The organism is Nonomuraea sp. NPDC050153, from assembly GCF_044460125.1.
In the GTDB taxonomy this organism is placed as follows: domain Bacteria; phylum Actinomycetota; class Actinomycetes; order Streptosporangiales; family Streptosporangiaceae; genus Nonomuraea.
In genome coordinates, this window is the sequence record NZ_JBITJQ010000045.1 from 1 (window position 1) to 16,513 (window position 16,513).

Annotated in this window: 18 protein-coding genes and 1 tRNA gene; 10 read left to right on the top strand and 9 right to left on the bottom strand. The window is 67.9% G+C overall.

Annotated elements, in window-relative coordinates:
* The 3 genes from ACIBQ1_RS55050 to ACIBQ1_RS55060 form a co-directional block, all read left to right on the top strand.
* The coding region (locus tag ACIBQ1_RS55050) for a helix-turn-helix domain-containing protein (protein ID WP_397290856.1) at positions 1 to 243 on the top strand (243 nt) is incomplete at its 5' end.
* A gap of 424 nt (positions 244 to 667) precedes the next feature.
* Positions 668 to 928 (top strand): CopG family transcriptional regulator, encoded by a 261-nt coding sequence (locus tag ACIBQ1_RS55055; protein ID WP_397290858.1) that lies wholly within the window; start codon positions 668 to 670, stop codon positions 926 to 928.
* Positions 925 to 1,338, top strand: a complete 414-nt coding sequence (locus ACIBQ1_RS55060) for a type II toxin-antitoxin system VapC family toxin (protein WP_397290860.1) — start codon at positions 925 to 927, stop codon at positions 1,336 to 1,338. Before ACIBQ1_RS55055 ends, ACIBQ1_RS55060 begins: the two co-directional genes overlap by 4 nt.
* Positions 1,339 to 1,633: 295 nt before the next feature.
* On the opposite strand, the gene ACIBQ1_RS55065 is transcribed toward ACIBQ1_RS55060, so the two are convergent.
* Together ACIBQ1_RS55065 and ACIBQ1_RS55070 are read right to left on the bottom strand one after the other, a co-directional pair.
* Entirely contained in the window at positions 1,634 to 2,002 is a 369-nt protein-coding gene (locus tag ACIBQ1_RS55065) for a DUF5615 family PIN-like protein (RefSeq protein ID WP_188195486.1), read from the bottom strand.
* Positions 1,999 to 2,229, bottom strand: a complete 231-nt coding sequence (locus ACIBQ1_RS55070; protein WP_103961631.1) for a DUF433 domain-containing protein — start codon at positions 2,227 to 2,229, stop codon at positions 1,999 to 2,001. Before ACIBQ1_RS55070 ends, ACIBQ1_RS55065 begins: the two co-directional genes overlap by 4 nt.
* Before the next feature lie 475 nt (positions 2,230 to 2,704).
* Between ACIBQ1_RS55070 and ACIBQ1_RS55075 the strand changes: the two genes are divergently transcribed.
* On the top strand, positions 2,705 to 3,217 hold the full coding sequence (locus ACIBQ1_RS55075) for a hypothetical protein (RefSeq protein WP_397290862.1): 513 nt from the start codon (positions 2,705 to 2,707) through the stop codon (positions 3,215 to 3,217).
* A 792-nt stretch (positions 3,218 to 4,009) separates the two neighbouring features.
* Here ACIBQ1_RS55075 and ACIBQ1_RS55080 read toward each other — a convergent pair.
* A complete protein-coding gene (locus ACIBQ1_RS55080) occupies positions 4,010 to 4,357 on the bottom strand; it encodes a hypothetical protein (RefSeq protein ID WP_397290864.1) in 348 nt (115 codons plus the stop codon).
* A gap of 290 nt (positions 4,358 to 4,647) precedes the next feature.
* Here ACIBQ1_RS55080 and ACIBQ1_RS55085 point away from each other — a divergent pair, with 290 nt between their 5' ends.
* Entirely contained in the window at positions 4,648 to 5,277 is a 630-nt protein-coding gene (locus ACIBQ1_RS55085) for a site-specific integrase (RefSeq protein ID WP_397290866.1), read from the top strand.
* Positions 5,278 to 5,378: 101 nt separating this feature from the next.
* Here the strand turns inward: ACIBQ1_RS55085 and ACIBQ1_RS55090 are convergent.
* A tRNA-Gly gene (locus ACIBQ1_RS55090) sits at positions 5,379 to 5,452 on the bottom strand.
* On the opposite strand from ACIBQ1_RS55090, the gene dcd reads away from it, so the two are divergent.
* The 3 genes from dcd (at position 5,438) to ACIBQ1_RS55105 (ending at position 7,929) form a co-directional block, all read left to right on the top strand.
* Complete coding sequence (gene dcd, locus ACIBQ1_RS55095; protein ID WP_397290868.1) at positions 5,438 to 6,127, top strand: dCTP deaminase; 690 nt, start codon at positions 5,438 to 5,440, stop codon at positions 6,125 to 6,127. The two genes, ACIBQ1_RS55090 and dcd, sit on opposite strands and share 15 nt — an antisense overlap.
* Positions 6,128 to 6,298: 171 nt before the next feature.
* Positions 6,299 to 6,916, top strand: coding sequence for a DUF47 domain-containing protein (locus ACIBQ1_RS55100; protein ID WP_043625094.1), 618 nt, complete (start codon positions 6,299 to 6,301; stop codon positions 6,914 to 6,916).
* An 8-nt stretch (positions 6,917 to 6,924) separates the two neighbouring features.
* Positions 6,925 to 7,929 carry an anion permease gene (locus ACIBQ1_RS55105; RefSeq protein WP_397290870.1) on the top strand — a complete coding sequence of 335 codons (1,005 nt, stop codon included), beginning with the start codon at positions 6,925 to 6,927 and terminating at the stop codon, positions 7,927 to 7,929.
* Here the strand turns inward: ACIBQ1_RS55105 and mshD are convergent.
* Positions 7,904 to 8,842, bottom strand: coding sequence for a mycothiol synthase (gene mshD, locus ACIBQ1_RS55110; protein WP_397290872.1), 939 nt, complete (start codon positions 8,840 to 8,842; stop codon positions 7,904 to 7,906). The genes ACIBQ1_RS55105 and mshD overlap by 26 nt on opposite strands.
* A 162-nt stretch (positions 8,843 to 9,004) precedes the next feature.
* Between mshD and ACIBQ1_RS55115 the strand changes: the two genes are divergently transcribed.
* On the top strand, positions 9,005 to 10,792 hold the full coding sequence (locus ACIBQ1_RS55115) for a bifunctional metallophosphatase/5'-nucleotidase (RefSeq protein ID WP_397290874.1): 1,788 nt from the start codon (positions 9,005 to 9,007) through the stop codon (positions 10,790 to 10,792).
* 101 nt (positions 10,793 to 10,893) lie between these two features.
* Here ACIBQ1_RS55115 and ACIBQ1_RS55120 read toward each other — a convergent pair whose 3' ends face one another.
* Together ACIBQ1_RS55120 and ACIBQ1_RS55125 are read right to left on the bottom strand one after the other, a co-directional pair.
* Positions 10,894 to 11,199 (bottom strand): pyrophosphatase, encoded by a 306-nt coding sequence (locus tag ACIBQ1_RS55120; protein ID WP_397290876.1) that lies wholly within the window; start codon positions 11,197 to 11,199, stop codon positions 10,894 to 10,896.
* A 41-nt stretch (positions 11,200 to 11,240) separates the two neighbouring features.
* A complete protein-coding gene (locus ACIBQ1_RS55125; RefSeq protein WP_397290878.1) occupies positions 11,241 to 12,608 on the bottom strand; it encodes an ATP-binding protein in 1,368 nt (455 codons plus the stop codon).
* A 180-nt stretch (positions 12,609 to 12,788) separates the two neighbouring features.
* Between ACIBQ1_RS55125 and ACIBQ1_RS55130 the strand changes: the two genes are divergently transcribed.
* The gene (locus ACIBQ1_RS55130) at positions 12,789 to 13,772 is read left to right on the top strand and encodes an NAD-dependent epimerase/dehydratase family protein (RefSeq protein WP_397290880.1); all 984 of its coding nucleotides are present in this window, start codon (positions 12,789 to 12,791) and stop codon (positions 13,770 to 13,772) included.
* Between the two features lie 329 nt (positions 13,773 to 14,101).
* Here the strand turns inward: ACIBQ1_RS55130 and ACIBQ1_RS55135 are convergent, their stop codons facing one another.
* Together ACIBQ1_RS55135 and ACIBQ1_RS55140 are read right to left on the bottom strand one after the other, a co-directional pair.
* On the bottom strand, positions 14,102 to 15,754 hold the full coding sequence (locus tag ACIBQ1_RS55135) for an FAD-binding dehydrogenase (RefSeq protein WP_397290882.1): 1,653 nt from the start codon (positions 15,752 to 15,754) through the stop codon (positions 14,102 to 14,104).
* 302 nt (positions 15,755 to 16,056) lie between these two features.
* On the bottom strand, positions 16,057 to 16,443 hold the full coding sequence (locus ACIBQ1_RS55140; RefSeq protein WP_397290884.1) for a hypothetical protein: 387 nt from the start codon (positions 16,441 to 16,443) through the stop codon (positions 16,057 to 16,059).
* Positions 16,444 to 16,513: the final 70 nt, after the last annotated feature.

Consider the following 16,513-nt stretch of genomic DNA (forward strand, 5'->3'; position numbering starts at 1 on the left):
CCGGCTCGGAACTCCGGATCAAAACGGCGTCTCGTGGTTCCTGCCACGACCAAACCTCTCTTGGTTCGGTCTCCACGTTACGAGGGGAAGCCCAGCGAAGCGTACGTCCGCGGATTCCAGCTCTCCGAGATCCGTCAGGCCGCCGGTGCCACCCAGGCTGAACTCGCCGACATCTTGGGAGTCAGCCAAGCTCGCATCTCCAAGATCGAACATGGCGAGGTATCTGGCATCGACGTCGTATGAGAGTACATCGCCGCACTCGGGGGCCACTTGGATCTCGTAGCTACGCTCGGTGACCGAACCTGGAAAGTCGCCTGAGGGGCGCACCAATCTGCGGCCAAGTAGTTCAGGGCTTCGACCATGTCAGCCCAGGCACAAGCCCTCACTCGGGCTTTCTTATGAGCGGGTGACGGGAATCGAACCCGCGCTGTCAGCTTGGGAACTGCATCGATCACGACCCGCTGGGACGCTGAGCTCGGCAGTGAGCCGGTCCTGAGTGACCGTGGTTAACCTCTCCTCACCCCTCTTAATGGCCCGCTAATGGCCCGGCGATCATTCGCGATCTGTGCTTCTCGCGTGACGCAGACACCCGGACCGGTCTGCGGTCCTCCAGACCCTAACAAAGCGGTCGCGACACCGCAGGAGGATGCGAGGTAGGATAGAGGGCATGAGTGAGCCTACCGGCAAGTATTCGATCACCATGCCGCGTGACATCGCCGAGGCTGCCCGGTCCCGGAGCGGCCCTTCCGGCCTGTCCGCCTACGTCGCCGCCGCCGTCGCCCGCCAGATCGAGCGCGACAATCTCAACGAACTCATCCAGGTCGCCGAGGCCGAGCACGGCCCCATCACCGACGACGAGGTTCAAGCGCTGCGCGACCAGCTCCACCAGGTCCGGCGGGGACAGGCCCATGGTGGGGCGGCCGCGTGACCCGTTCTCCCGCTGCTCCTGGCGGCACCCTTGTCCTCGACAGCGAGGGACTGGCCAAGGCCGTCCTGCGTGACCGTACGGTCACCGCATGGCTCGCTCTCGCCCGCGCCGACGACCTTCGGGTCATCACCTCTGCCGCCACCCTCGTCGAGGTGGTCCACCCCCGCGTCAACCGGCCGGCCCTGGAGTGGACGCTATCCCGCCTTGTCATCGAGCCGGTCACCGAACCGATCGCCCGCCACGCCGCCACGCTCTTGTCTGACGCGAGCCTGCACGGGCACAAGTACGCCATCGATGCCATGCTCAGTGCCACCGCCCTCGCTGCCCTCGGTCCCGTCACGGTCCTCACGTCCGACCCCGAGGACCTCACCGCCCTGTGCGGCGCACGCGTTACTGTCATCAAGGTCTGAGTCGTACTCCTGGCCCGCTGGCTCCGACAGGGTGATCATCCGGCCTAATGACACGCGGGGTTCAAGAACCCTGGATAACAACAAAACCCAGGCACCGAATCCATTGGCTTCCTGGGTTTTCTCGCTTGGAGCGGGTGACGGGAATCGAACCCGCGCTGTCAGCTTGGGAATTGCAGGGATCTTGGCTTGTGGACGCGCTGACCTGCGACTGAGGCCGGCCGTGAGTGACCGTGGTTGACCCCTCGTCACCGCGCTTAATGGCACGCTAATGGCACGGCGGTCAAATGCTCTTTGTTCAACGGAGCGGGAGCGCTCGCACTCTGATGCCTGCGGGGGCAAAGGCCACGATCGCACCCGTAGACAGGTGAGGGTCGAGGACATCAAGGTGGTTAAGGATGATATTCACCAGCTCAGGCGGTCGAAGCTCAAGGATCTCCCGCACAAGCATGACCGAGGGCTTGGTGGTACGGGCCTGAGCCAAAAGCGCGCCGAAGTCTGTATCCGCCGAGACGATGACCCGGTCGTCCGCCATGGCAAGGGCCATGATCGTGGAGTCCGGCGCACTCGTCGCTTGGAGATCGCGCACGTGCACCGCATCGTGACCGGCCTTCGCCAGCAGTTCAGCGACGCGCGGTGAGAGGTTCTCATCAATCAGGAAGTTCACGCCGGCTCTCGGAGGCGGTAGAAGTGGACGTTCGTGGAGGCCGCTGCGTATTCCAGCCCCTGCTTGATGTCCTCGCGTTCGAGGTCGGGGTAGTCCGACAAGATCTCATCGAAGGTCCATCCAGCCGCGACGAGCCGTACCACCGTCTCCACGGTGATCCGCAGCCCTCGGATGGTCGGTTTGCCTTCGAGCTTGTCGGGCTCGACAGTGATCCGATCGAAGTTCATGGTGTCTCCCCTCCATCTCGATACTGCCAGCTCGCACCTGTGCTAGCGACCGCGATACCACGGCGACATGAAGAGAGATGAGGAAGATCAAGGAAACCGGCCAGTGCCAGAGGCCTGGCTGAGCTTTCTGTGGAGCGGGTGACGGGAATCGAACCCGCGCTGTCAGCTTGGGAACCGGCTACTGATCTTGGTGTCCTGAGCGGGGAGAACGGGGGTCCTGGTCAGACCGCGACGAGTGGCCGTGAGTGGCCCTGAATGACCTTGACCTGCCGTTCGTTCTGGCACGCATCTGGCACGAGGATCAGCTCTCCGACCTGGGATTGAAACGCACTGCGCGCACCCCGCCCGCCTCGGCCCCATTAGGACCCGCCGACCTTGAGCACTTCCCCCTCCCTGAGCTGGAGATCCACTCCAGAGGCGATTGTTGACTCGGCGCTACAGACCCTCGGGCGACGCGTGCGTGTAGCGGTTGAGCGTGGTCGAGGTCGACGAAGCGGGTATCCGGCCTGGCCTTGCCCGAATCACTGCCATACCCGCGATATACCGCCCCTCGCTAGCGTTGGCCGTGTCAACAACCCGCATGTGGCGGGCGTTTCTTGCTGCCCAACCGGCAGCATCCAAAATCGCCGCGATATCCCCAAGGAGAACGATGGATTCCCGTGCCTTCATCCGAGCCGCAGCTGTGGCGGCAGCTGTGCTCACCATGACTGTCGCCACACCGGCCGCCGCCGCTCCGGCGGCCAACGCCGCGCCCTCCTGCGTCAATGTCCAGCATGGGAGGACCTTCTACGAGGAGACCGCCTTCGGAAAGTACTATCACCACTGGGTGAAGATCACGAACAACTGCGCCAGCAAGAAGAAGCTCAAGGTGGACTGGAGGGGGGCCTTTATGCCCGACTCGAAGTGCACCACGATCAACAAGGGCAAGAGCGCAGAATTCACCAAGAACGGCAAGTGGGACGCCTACGCCGGGTGGTACGGCTGCTGAGCTGACCCGTAGGGCATTCAGCTCCTCACCGGGTTCTGGCGGAGAACGCCAGCCCAGCCCGGTAGAAGACCACAGCGAAGCTCCCGGCCGACGGCCTGCCAGCCAGCAGATCGCCGACCGGGAGCTTCGCTGTGTTCCGCGTCCTGGGCTGAAGGAGTGGCACGGCATCGCGAGCCGCTACGACAAGATGCCCGAGAGCGATCTTGCTGGCCTCCACCTGCGAGGAGCAGTGATCTGGATGCGCAGCCTCCAATGATCACGACTCAACACAGGCCCTAGCGGACCTCCTGCGGTGCTGACCCAGGTATGCATGGGTTTCCCGCTTTCGATGCATGATCGTTCTTGCTAGGGCACAGAGTATGGGCAGCAGTCAAATCCCGAAAGGGCGCACAGACGATCCGCTGTCTCGCTGTCTACCTACGACGACACGACCGAGTCATCAGCCACATGCTTGGCTTCGCGACCTGAGGACACCGCTATCCGGTGAGCCGGTGCTGAGGAACGAAGCACCGGATCGTCGATCGCCCCCAGCCACTACCTGAGGCCAGCCCACGCGTGGCGATCGTAGGGCTGCATTCGTGCGGCGGCGTGACGCTGGGGTCGGTGAGCTTGCTCAGTACGGCGGGCGCCACGATCGGCGTGGCGGTCCGTGCTGCTGCCGCCCGGGACCGGCCCCCAGGCCGCATGCCCGGGCGGCGGGCAAGCGACGGGCCGCTGTACGGCGGCGCGGCGCGCCGCCGCTTGATACCTACATGAACAATTCGGCAGTGCGTGGCCGCATCTCTGCCGTGATCAGGCGGACGGTTGGCTCAGGCTGCGGTGTGCTGAGTTGATGGCGGCCAGGAGTTCGCGGGCTGAGGTGTCTCGCTTGCCGGTGAGGGCGTTCTCTACTCCGGCGAGTTGTTGGAAGGCCCAGCGGGATTCGGTGCGTTGGGCGGTTTCCAGGGCCAGGCGTCCGCTGGTGATGCCTTCGTTGAGGTCGCCGATGCGGAGTTGGGCGGCGGCGATGTCGGCGTGGACGGCGGCGATCTTCTTGTGGTCGGTCTCGTGGGAGAGGGCGTTGAGGGCGGCTTGGCCTTCGTCGATGACGCGGTGTTCGTCGCTGAGGTTGACGTAAGTCGAGAGCCGGTAGGCGGCCATACGGCCTGGGTCCAGGAACCGTGTCCAGGCTCGTTCGCGCTGGGGACGCGCGTCGCCATAGGCGTCCTTCGCCTGCTCCAGGCGGATGAGCGCTTGTCGGTCGCCGAGGCCGGCGAGTTCTTCGGCTTCGCGGGCCAGAAGCCAGGCGCGGGTGGCGTTGTTCCCCTGGGCTGGTAGGTACTGCTGAGCGAGGCGAATGTTCTGAACCGCAGGAGCGCCGGCACGGCGAGATGCGGGCTCATCCAGAGGTCTTTCTCACACGGGCGGAAGCCGAGCGAGCACTGTGGAGGATGGCCGCCGAGGAGAGGGCCGACTCAACCCAGGACCGACGCTTTCGCGCGATGGTGCTGCTGGCCACGTTCGCTAGCCTGCGGTGGGGTGAGGTCAGCGCACTGCGCCGGATGGACATCGATCTCAAGGCGCGTACCGTCCGCGTCCGCGTCGCGTTCGTCGAGCGATCGACAGGTGGTCTCGTGCTCGGGCCGCCGAAGTCCAAGGCCGGACGCCGAACGATCGGTATCCCGCAGAGCATCGTCCCCATACTCAAGGAGCACATGGACACGTACGTACAGGACCGCCCCGACGCTCTGATGTTCCCCGGCGCCAAGGGCGGCCCGATGCGCCGGAGCGGCTTCAACACCCGTACGCGCTGGGTGGACGTCGTCACGGAAATGGGGCTGCATGGGTTCCATTTCCACGACCTGAGGCACACGGGCAACATGCTGGCCGCAGAGTCCGGCGCAGGGCTGAAGGACCTCATGGCCCGCATGGGGCACGACAACGTCCGGGCGGCCATGATCTACCAGCACGCCGTCAGAGGTGCTGACGAGGCCATCACGAACGCCATAGACCGGCAGCTCGAAGCGCGGAACGACGACGATGACGAGGGTACGGCGGGCGCACTGATCCCGACAGGGTGATCAAGAGCTAATGGCCCGTTAATGGCCCGCGAAGATCGAACCAGTCCGGAAACAATCAAGGCCCGGGTCGGGATTCAGGTCCCTACCTAGGCCTCACCAGTTGGAGCGGGTGACGGGAATCGAACCCGCGCTGTCAGCTTGGGAAGCTGATGTTCTGCCATTGAACTACACCCGCGTACGGCTCGAAGCCGCGTCCACCACTGTAGCGGAAACTTGGCGTACAACAGCAATCCCAACCCCCCAGAGTTTCCGGTCGGGCGGTAAGTTGCTCACCGTGCTGCTATCTGACCGTGACATCCTTGCTGAGATCGAAGTCGGCCGACTCGGGCTTGATCCGTTCGACCTGGACATGATCCAGCCCTCCAGCATCGACGTACGGCTTGACCGGTTCTTTCGGGTGTTCGAGAACCATCGGTACCCGCACATCGATCCCTCGGTGGAGCAGCCGGATCTTACGCGGATGGTCGAGCCCGACGGGGATGAGCCGTTCATCCTGCATCCGGGGGAGTTCGTGCTGGCCTCCACCTATGAGGTGGTGACGTTGCCGGATGATCTGGCCTCGCGGCTGGAGGGGAAGAGCTCGCTGGGGCGGCTCGGGTTGTTGACGCATTCGACCGCGGGGTTCATCGATCCGGGGTTCAGCGGGCATGTCACGTTGGAGCTGTCGAACGTGGCCACGTTGCCGATCAAGCTCTGGCCGGGGATGAAGATCGGTCAGTTGTGCGTGTTCCGGCTCAGTTCGCCCGCCGAGCATCCGTACGGGTCCGAGAAGTACGGGTCGCGGTATCAGGGGCAGCGGGGGCCGACGCCGTCCAGGTCGTTCCGGGACTTCCATCGGACCAAGGTCTGATATCTGAAGGTCCCCCGGTAAGTGGGCAAAAAAGATATCAAAGTACCCTCTGTCCCGGGTGTCGCACAACATACGCAGGGTAACCAGTAGGAGAAGGGGACATGAAGTTCGCATTTCGCCTGGTAGCCCGTACCCTTTCCACGGACCATCCCCGCACATCTGGAGTACGACGTGCGCCTGCGTCTCACGCCACGTGAGGACAGCTACTATGACCTGTTCGCGGACTCCGCGAACAACCTGGTCACCGCATCCCGTTTGCTGGTAGAGATCATTAGTGACGGATCGGACAGGGAAGCCCTGGCCGAGAAGATGCGTGCTTGCGAGCACGCCGGGGACGAACGCACCCACGCGATCATGAACCGGCTCAATGAGAGCTTTATCACTCCGTTCGACCGTGAGGACATCTACCGACTCGCGTCCAACCTCGACGACGTGATGGACGCCATGGAGGCGGCCTCCGACCTCATCGTCCTGTACCAGCTCGACCACCTCCCGAAAGACGTGGTCAGGCAGGTCGAGGTGCTGGAGCGGGCCGCCGAGCTGACCGCCGAGGCGATGCCGCGGCTGCGGTCCATGAAGAACCTCAACGAGTACTGGATCGAGGTCAACCGCCTGGAGAACCAGGGTGACCAGGTCTACCGGAGGCTGCTGGCCAAGCTGTTCAGCGGCGAGTACGACGCGCTCACCGTCATGAAGATGAAGGAGGTCGTCGACGCCCTGGAAGAGGCGGCCGACGCCTTCGAGCACGTGGCCAACACCGTCGAGTCGATCGCGGTCAAGGAAAGCTAGGCCCAGTAGTGGACCTCACGCTCGCCCTCGTCATCGGCGTGGTCGTCATCTCTCTGGTGTTCGACTACACCAACGGGTTCCACGACGCGGCGAACGCCATCGCAACCTCCGTCTCGACCCGGGCCCTGACCCCCAGGGCCGCGCTGTTCATGGCCGCCGCCATGAACTTCATCGGCGCCCACCTGGGCACCCAGGTCGCGCAGACGGTCGGCAAGGGGATCATCGACGCTCCGAACGGCTCACACGGACTGGTCGTCGTGGCCGCGGCGCTCATCGGTGCGATCTCCTGGAACCTGATCACGTGGTATTTCGGCCTGCCCTCCTCCTCCAGTCACGCCCTCATCGGCGGCCTGGTGGGCTCCGCCCTGGCCTCGGCCAGCGTGGTGCACTGGGACGGCGTGGTCGAGAAGGTCGTCATCCCGATGGTGCTGTCACCGCTGGTCGGGTTCACGCTGGCGGCCTTGATCATGATCGCAATTTACTGGATCTTCCGCAACAGCCAGCCCGGCAAGACCAACCGGGGCTTCCGCTACGCGCAGACCGTCTCGGCCGCCGCCATGGCGCTCGGGCACGGGCTGCAGGACGCGCAGAAGACCATGGGCGTCATCTTCCTGGCGCTCACCGTCGGCGGGCTCGCCGCGCCGTCCGACCCCATCCCGCAGTGGGTCATCCTGGCCGCAGCCGGGGCGATCTCGCTGGGGACGTACGCGGGTGGCTGGCGCATCATGCGTACGCTGGGCCGGCGCATCATCGCGCTCGACCCGCCCCAGGGCTTCGCCGCGGAGTCCGCGGCGGCGACGGTCCTGTACGTGGCGGCCATCGGGTTCGGGGCGCCGATCTCCACCACACACACGATCACCACGGCGATCATGGGTGTGGGGGCCACCAAGCGGCTCAGCGCCGTACGGTGGGGGGTCGCCGGGAACATCGTGACCGCCTGGATCCTGACCATTCCGGCAGCCGCCCTGGTGGCCGCCCTCTCCTACTTCATCCTTCACTGGGTCGTGGAGTAGCCGTCTCCCCGGAGGGCGCGTACATCACGTCCACGTCCCAGCGGTTGAAGCCGAGGGACTCATACAGCCTGATCGCCGCCGTGTTGGCCTCGTCCACGTACAGCATCGCCTGGGCGAGGCCGCGCGAGCGCAGGTGGCACAGCCCGGCCAGGGTCAGTGTCCGGCCCAGGCCGGTGCCCTGCTGCGTGGGGTCCACGCCCACGACGTACACCTCTCCCAGGGGCTCGTGGCCGTGGGAGGAGGAGCCGTGGATCTTCGTCCAGTGGAAGCCGGCGAGCCGGTCGCCGCGAAAGGCCAGGAAGAACCCCTCCGGGTCGAACCAGGGCTCCTGCTCGCGGCGGAGCAGGTCGTCCATCGTCCAGGCGCCCTGCTCGGGGTGGTGGGCGAAGGCGGCGGCGTTGACCTTGAGCCAGGCCTCCTCGTCCTGGCCCGGTACGAACGTGCGCAACCGCACCCCGTCGGGCAGGTCGGAAGCCTCAAGAGGGGCGAAGAGGGAGCGGCGCATCTGCCAGAGCGAGCGCACCCGCTCGAAGCCGAACGCGGCCGCCAGCGCCCCGGCGCCCTGGTGGTCGCCGTGCGCCCACAGACGCGGGTGCCCGTCCGCCAGCTCCATGACCGCGCTCAGCAGGCGCGCGCCGTGCCCCCGGCGCCGGTGGCCGGGGTGGATGACGAGCTCGGCACTCGGGCCCTCGACCTCGTCCGTCGGGTCGACGTGGGCGTAGCCCACCAGCGTGCCGTCCGCCTCCAGGAGCAGGGATCGGGCCTGCGGGTCGCCGCCGTAGCGGAGATGGAGCATCACGTGCTCGTTGAGCGGGCGGACGCCGTCGGCCTCCGTCGCCGCCCCCACCAGGCTGAGCACCTCGGCGATCTCGCTGTCATCGAGCCGTTCCCTGACCTTCACATGCCCACCCACAGGCCCTCCTTCGCCGTGAGCGATCACGCGGCGCCATCCCCATCGTTCGCCCACAGAACGAACTCTAGGCGTATGACTGGCAAATAACGCCATGTGACAACCTGGCAAATCGTTACCTTTGCGCCATTGGCTGCATAGGTTACCGACGTAACGTCTTGGGCCATGACCTCTCGTTCCTTCCTCCGGCTGGCGCTGGCCGGAGCTGTCGCCTCGGGTGCGGTGATGCTCGCCACGCTCCCGGCGGACGCGAGCAAGGCCCCTCGTACGGTGCCCGTACGGTTGCTCGCGCTCAACGACTTCCACGGCAACCTCGAACCCCCCACCGGCTCCTCCGGCCGCATGGTGGACGAGAACGGCCAGACCGTGGAAGCCGGCGGTGCCGCGTACGTCGCCACGCACATGAAGGCGCTGGCGAACCAGAACACCATCGCCGTGGCCCAGGGTGACCTCATCGGGGCGACGCCGCTGATCTCGGCGGCCTACCACGACGAGCCGTCGATCGAGTTCATGGACAAGCTGGGGCTCAAGGTGGCCGCGGTGGGCAACCACGAGTTCGACGAGGGCTACGCCGAGCTGCGGCGCATCATGAACGGCGGCTGCCACCCGGTGGACGGCTGCTCGCCCGCCGGTCCATGGAGGGGCGCGAAGTTCGACTACGTCGGCGCGAACGTCCTGTTCAAGAACCGCAACGAGAAGACCGACGCGCTCGCCGCCCTCGGCGGCTCGAACTCGGCGCAGGTCAAGCAGGTCCTGTCGGACTGGGGCGTGCCCGCGCTGCCGCCGGTCAGCATCAAGTGGATGAACGGCGTGCCGATCGGCTTCATCGGCCTCGTCACGCAGACCACGCCGAGCATCGTCACGGCCGAGGGGATCAAGGATCTCAAGTTCGTGGACGAGGTGAAGGCCGCGAACGTCGCCTCGAAGCTGCTCAAGCTCGTCGGGGTGAAGGCGCAGGTCGTACTGGTGCACGAGGGTGACCAGGTGAACGCCGGCCAGTCGCCCGACGCGTGCAGCGCCGTCCCGGGGGCGGGCAACCGCATCGCCACGCAGGTGGACCCGGAGATCGACGTCGTGCTCAGCGGGCACTCGCACCAGGCGTACCTGTGCAAGGTCAAGGACCCGGCGGGCAACGACCGCGTCTACTCGCAGGGCGGCTCGTTCGGGCGGGTCATCACGCAGGTCGACCTGAACGTGAACCTCAAGACGCGGGACATCGACCGCTCGTCGGTCGTCGCCGACAACCACGTCGTGACCCGAACAGTCACCCCGGATCCCGAAATTTCAACGTTCGTGCAGACGTGGAAGGACCGCGTCGCGCCCGTCGCCAACAGGGCCGTCGGCAAGATCACCACGGACATCACCAACACGGCCGTGCCGTCCGGTGAGTCCGCGCTCGGCGACCTCATCGCCGACGGCCAGCTCGCCGCCACGAAGACCGGCGGCAACGCCCAGATCGCCCTGATGAACCCGGGCGGCGTGCGGGCGTCCCTGACGTACGCGACGTCCCCGGCGAACGAGGGCGACGGCGTCGTCACCTACGGCGAGGCGTTCACCGTGCAGCCGTTCAACAACCTCATGCAGGTCGTCACGCTGACGGGCGCCCAGCTCAAGACCGTGCTCGAGCAGCAGTTCACCGGTGGGCCCAACAACCAGGCGTTCACCAAGATCCTGCAGCCGTCGTCGAACTTCACCTACACCTACAGCCGGAGCGCCGCCTGGGGCTCCAAGGTGTCGAACATGAAGATCGACGGGGTGCCGGTGACGGACACGCAGTCGATCCGGGTCGCGGCCAACAACTTCCTCGTGGGCGGCGGCGACGCGTTCGTGGCCTTCAGGGACGGCACCGACCTGTGGAGCGGGCCGCTGGACATCGACGCCTTCGTCGAGCAGCTCGGCAGGGACAACCCCATCGCCCCGCCCGCCACCAACCGGATCACCGCCGTCGACTGACCCGCTTTCCCTCCGGCCCGCCCGTTTCCTCTCGGGCGGGCCGCTCTTCTTCGCGCCTGCGCGAAAAAGGAGACGGCCGTCGCGACGGCGAACCGGGCGGCTCAGGATTTCCAGACCAGCCACTTGCGTGCGATCTCCGCCTCCAGGTCCACCCCGTGATGGTGGGCCATGAGGACCACGTGGCACAGCACGTCGGCCAGCTCCTCCCGGAAGCCCGCCTCCAGCTCGTCCCGCGTGCGCCCCTTGGTCCTGGCCAGGCCCGAGCGCATGAGGAACGCCTGGGTCAGCTCGCCGAGCTCCTCCTGGAGCTTGAGCAGGAACCAGGCGTCGTCGCGCTCGATCCCGAGCTTGTCCGCGTATCGGCTGGAGATGGGCTCGATCTCGGCGGCGAGCTGGTGCAGATCCATGCCCGCGAGTGTACGGACCGCCTACGACAGACTCCGGTCCGTCACGGATCCCCGTACAGGGGAAGGGAGGCCACGAAGCGGGCGCCCGGCGAGTGCTCGGCGAGGGTGAGCGTGCCGCCGTGGGCCATGGCGATGTCGCGGGACAGGGCCAGGCCCAGGCCGCTGCCGCCCTTGTCCTTGGCCCTGGCGCCGGCCAGGCGGGTGAAGCGTTCGAAGACCCGCTCCCGGTCCGGCGGTGGGATGCCCTCGCCGTCGTCGGTCACCGCGACGATCACCTTGTCGCCCTCCACGGCCACCTCCAGGTCGATCCGGCTGGCGGCGTGCCGGGTGGCGTTGTCGAGCAGGTTCGTCAGCAGGCGGTCGAGCTGCATGAGTGAGCCGTGGACGGGTGCCGCGGCGCAGACGTCGGGGATGATGGGCACCCGGTTGCCCTCGCGGCGGCGGACCTGGTCCATCGCCACGCGGGCCACGTCCACCACGCGGCGCTCACCGGCCGCGCCGGCGTCCAGCCGGGCCAGCATCAGCAGCTCGTCGATGATGCCGGCCAGGCGGTCGGCGGCGTCCAGCGCTCGCTCGCCGGTGGCCGGCCAGTCCGTGTCGTCGGGGTAGGCGTTGGCCACCTCCAGTTGGGCGCGCAGGGCCGAGATCGGGCTGCGGAGCTCGTGGGAGGCGTCGGCGACGAAGCGGCGCTGGGTCTCGGCGGAGCGTTCGAGGCGGTCGAGGGTGTCGTTGGTGGTGGCGGCCAGGTGGCTGATCTCGTCGCCGGTCTCGGGGACGGGCACGCGCCTGCTGAGGTCCTGGCCGGTGATCTCGGCCAGCTCGGCGCGGATGCGTTCCACGGGGCGCAGCGCGGATCCGACCGCGACCCAGGTGATGCCCGCCACGCTCAGCAGGACGAGCGGAGTGCCGATGAACACCAGGACATATATCCATTTGAGCGCTCGGTCCACGTCGGTCAGCGAGGACGCCCCGTAGATCGTCACCGGGCCCTGCGAGGTCCGCGCCCTCAGCGCCATGACCAGGTAGTGGGTCTTGGGCTCGTCGGGGCCGCGGGACACGGTCCGCTCGGCGACGCGGACGGTCCCCGGCGTGGTGGGCTCGAGGTCCGGCACCAGCAGGCTCTCGCCCGCGCCGGGGCTCCTCGCGAGCATCCTGCCGTCCTCCGAGATCACCTGGAGGATCTGAACGCGTGACGGGGTCGCCAGCACCCGGGGCAGGCGACCCGTGCTCGCCTCGGCGGCGACCCGCCGTATGGCCAGCTCGACCCTCGTCTGAACCATGCCGCGCAGGTTTTCCGGCACGGTGGCGAGCGTGATGGCGGAGGCCCCGATGAAGACCAGGGCCGCTATCAACGTCGCGAGCGTGGTCAGGCGTGCGCGGATCGAGCGTGGAATCAGCCGTCTCACCATCCGTCTCGTACCGACTACATCACTGCCTGTGACATTTACCCGCGCACGGCCATCGCAACATGACGGAGCGTGCGGCAGGGGAGGCCGTACGGCCGATCAGGCGGGGCTTTCGCTGGTGGCGATTCCGCTGAGGGCGTGCCCGTCTACCGCGCCGGGACCCGCCGGGCCAAGGTGGATGCCATGAAGCTTTTGGTGCTGGGTGGCACGGAGTTCGTGGGACAGGCGTTCGTCGCCGAGGCGGTGGCGCTGGGCTGGGAGGTGACGACGTTCAACCGCGGCACCCACGAGCCGCGGGCCGGCGTGACGGCGTTGCGCGGCGACCGGACGGCCCCCGGCGGGCTGGCGGCGCTGGAGCGCGGGGAGTGGGACGTCGTGGTCGACACCTGGTCGTGGGCGCGGTCCGCGGTCGGGGAGGCCGCATCGCTCCTGGCCGGCCGGGCGGGCCACTACGTCTACGTGTCCAGCCGGTCGGTGTACGCGCCGCCGGTGCCGTTCGGCGCGGACGAGGGCGCCCCGGTCGTGGAGGTGTCGGCGGACGACGGCGACGACGACTACGCCAAGAACAAGGCGGGAGCGGAGCTCGGGGCGGTCGCGGCGTTCGGCGACCGGGCGCTGCTGGCCCGCGCGGGCCTGATCCTGGGCCCGCACGAGAACATCGGGCGCCTGCCCTGGTGGCTGAGCAGGATCGCCCGTGGCGGCCCGGTGCTCGCCCCGGAGCCGCGCGACCTCGGCCTGCAGTACGTCGACGCCCGCGACCTGGCCGTGTGGTGCCTGGCGGCGGCTCGGCGCGGGCTCGGCGGGGCGTACGACGTGGTGAGCCCGCCGGGGTTCGCGACGATGGGGCAGCTGCTGGAGACCTGCGTCAAGGTGACCGGGTCAGCCGCCGAGCTGCGCTGGGTGGCCGCCGAGCAGATCCTGGCGGCGGGCGTGACACCGTGGACGGACCTGCCGATCTGGCTGGTGGGCGAGGACTACGACTTCATGCACGGGGGCGACGTGTCCAAGGCGGTGGCGGCGGGCCTGCGGTGCCGTCCGCTGGAGGAGACGGTGGCCGACACGTGGCGGTGGCTCCAGAGCATCGGCGGCCATCCCCCGATGCGCCCGGACCGGCCGAGCGTCGGCCTCGCCCCGGAGCTGGAGGCCCGGTTGCTGGGACAGGCGTAATGGTGACGGCCACCCCGGGCTCCCTTCGCGGGCTCTCGTCAGAGAACGAAGGTAGGCACGTGATGGCCGCAAACCACAGTCTGCCGTCCGGGAGGTGACCGCCGCAGCCAAATCCGACAAATGCTCTCGACTTCCCGCAAGCCATCATGTGGTCATGAGTGCATGGGTCTACATACGCGGTTGGCTGGAGTTCTCCGGGCAGCGGTCCGAAGCCGAGCGGATCATCCGCCAGGCCCAGCCGGAGGGCTGGGCCTTCCCCGAGGGCGGCTGGCTGGATGCCGCTCAGCGGGCCGCGGTCAGCGGGCCGCGGCGGGGCAGTGGGCCGCGGGTCAGCGGGCCGCGGCGCGGCCGGCCTGGCGGCCGGAGAAGATGCAGCCGCCGAGGAAGGTGCCTTCCAGGGCGTTGTAGCCGTGCACGCCACCGCCGCCGAAGCCCGCGATCTCGCCCGCCGCGAACAGCCCGTCGATCGGCTCGCCGTCCAGCCCCAGGGCGCGGGAGTCGAGGTCGGTCTGGATGCCGCCGAGCGTCTTGCGGGTGAGTACGTGGAGCATGACCCCGATCAGCGGCCCGGCGGCGGGATCGAGGATCCGGTGCGGGGCGACGGTGCGGCCCAGCTTGTCGCCGAGATACCGGCGGGCGTTGCGGATGCCCTGGATCTGGGAGTCCTTGCTGAACGGGTTGGCGATCTGCAGGTCGCGGGCCTCGACCTGGCGGCGGATGAGGTCGGCGTCGAGCAGGGGTTCGAGCGTCAGCTGGTTCATCTTGGCGACCAGTTCGTCCAAGGTGCCGGCCACGACGAAGTCGGCGCCGTTGCGCTTGAACGCCTCCACCGGGGCCGGAGCGCCCTTCCCGAGGAGCCGCTCCCGGAGGAACGCCTTGCGGTCGTTGCCGGTGATGTCGGGGTTCTGCTCGGAACCCGACAGGGCGAACTCCTTCTCGATGATCTTCTGGGTGAGCACGAACCAGGAGTGGTCGTGGCCGGTGCCCCGCAGATGCCGCAGCGTGCTCAACGTGTCGTAGCCGGGCAGGCAGGGGTCGGGCAGCCGCCGCCCCAGCGCGTCGAGCCACATCGACGAGGGGCCGGGCAGGATCCGGATGCCATGGCCCGGCCAGATCGGGTCCCAGTTGCGCAGGCCCTCCGTGTAGTGCCACATGCGGTCGCGGTTGACCAGTCGCACCCCGGCCTCGGCGCCGATGTCGAGCATCCGGCCGTCCACGTACGCCGGCACGCCCGTAACCATGCTCTCCGGCGCGCTGCCCATCCGCTCGGGCCAGTAGCGGCGTACCAGGTCGTGGTTGCCTCCGATGCCGCCGCTGGTGATGATCACTGCCGGGGCCGTCAGCTCGAACTCGCCGATCCTGTCGCGGTTGGAGGCGACCCCGCGCGGCGAGTCGTCCTCGGCGAGCAGCGTGCCACGCACGCCCTGCACGGCTCCGCCGCTGACGATCAGCTCGTCCACCTGGTGGCGGTGGTGGAAGGTGACCAGCCCGCTGTCGGCCGCGTGCAGGACCCTGCGGACGAACGGCTTCAGCACGCCCGGCCCCGTGCCCCAGGTGACGTGGAAGCGCGGTACGGAGTTGCCGTGCCCGTCCGCGCGCAGGTTGCCCCGCTCGGCCCAGCCGACGGTGGGCAGGAACTTGATGCCCAGGCTGTCGAGCCAGGGCCGCTTCTCCCCGGCGGCGAACTCGACGTAGGCCCGCGCCCACCGCACGGCCCAGGAGTCCTCGTCCTCCAGGCGGTCGAACTGGGCGCTGCCCTGCCAGTCGTTCCAGGCCAGCTCGAAGGAGTCCTTCACGCCCAGGCGCCGCTGCTGCGGGGAGTCGACGAGGAACAGGCCCCCGAACGACCAGAAGGCCTGGCCGCCCAGATTGGCGGCGCTTTCCTGGTCGACCACCGCGACCTTCTTGCCCCGGGCGGTCAGTTCGCAGGTCGCCACCAGACCGGCCAGACCGGCCCCGACGACGATGACGTCAGCGTTCATGGGCCGATGATTCCATCTGACCAGCTCGCACCATAAGGCACCCGGCTGCTGATTTCGGCCCGGTGCCGTGGCCGCCGCGCCCGGCATCCCGGTGAAGCCTTCCGGGCCACCCCTGCCCGGTGTCCCGGTGAAGCCTTCCGGGCCACCCCTGCCCGGCGTCCCGGTGAAGCCGCCCGGCCGCCCTTGCCCGGCGTCCCGGTGAAGCTGCCCAGGACACCGGGCTCCGTACGTGTGCCGCCGCACCGGCCCGGCGGGCGGTCACCCGGACAGCCCTGCCGATCGCCCGGCGCCGCGGCGGAGGTTCAGGTCTTCCTTCTGCTCCCCGCTCCCCCTTTGGCCGCCGTGCTGCGCGTCGAAGCCACGCCACTGGCCGGGCTGGGGGAGAGATGATGTTCCAGCGACTTCATGATCTCGGGTGCCAGGACGTCTGCCAGCGCGGGCGCGAGAGCGTCCGCCAGCGCGGACGACAGCACCTGCGTGAGCAGGAGCCTTTCCATCGGCGACGCCTTCGACGCCGTGCGCGATGTCGACGCGAGGGCCGATTCGATCAGGCTCGCCATGGGGTCCACGCCGCGTGCGCGGGCCTTGGTGGTCTGGCCGGACTCGCTGAGGATGTCGCGGATGAGGTCGTCGATCATGGACTCCAGAGGGTTGTGCTCGGAGGAGTTACCGGTTTGCTCCGGCGCCATGAGGTGCTCCTTTACGGGTTGGTGTGAGCCGTCTCCTGGTTCCCGCTGCCGGGAAACCAGGAGACGGCGT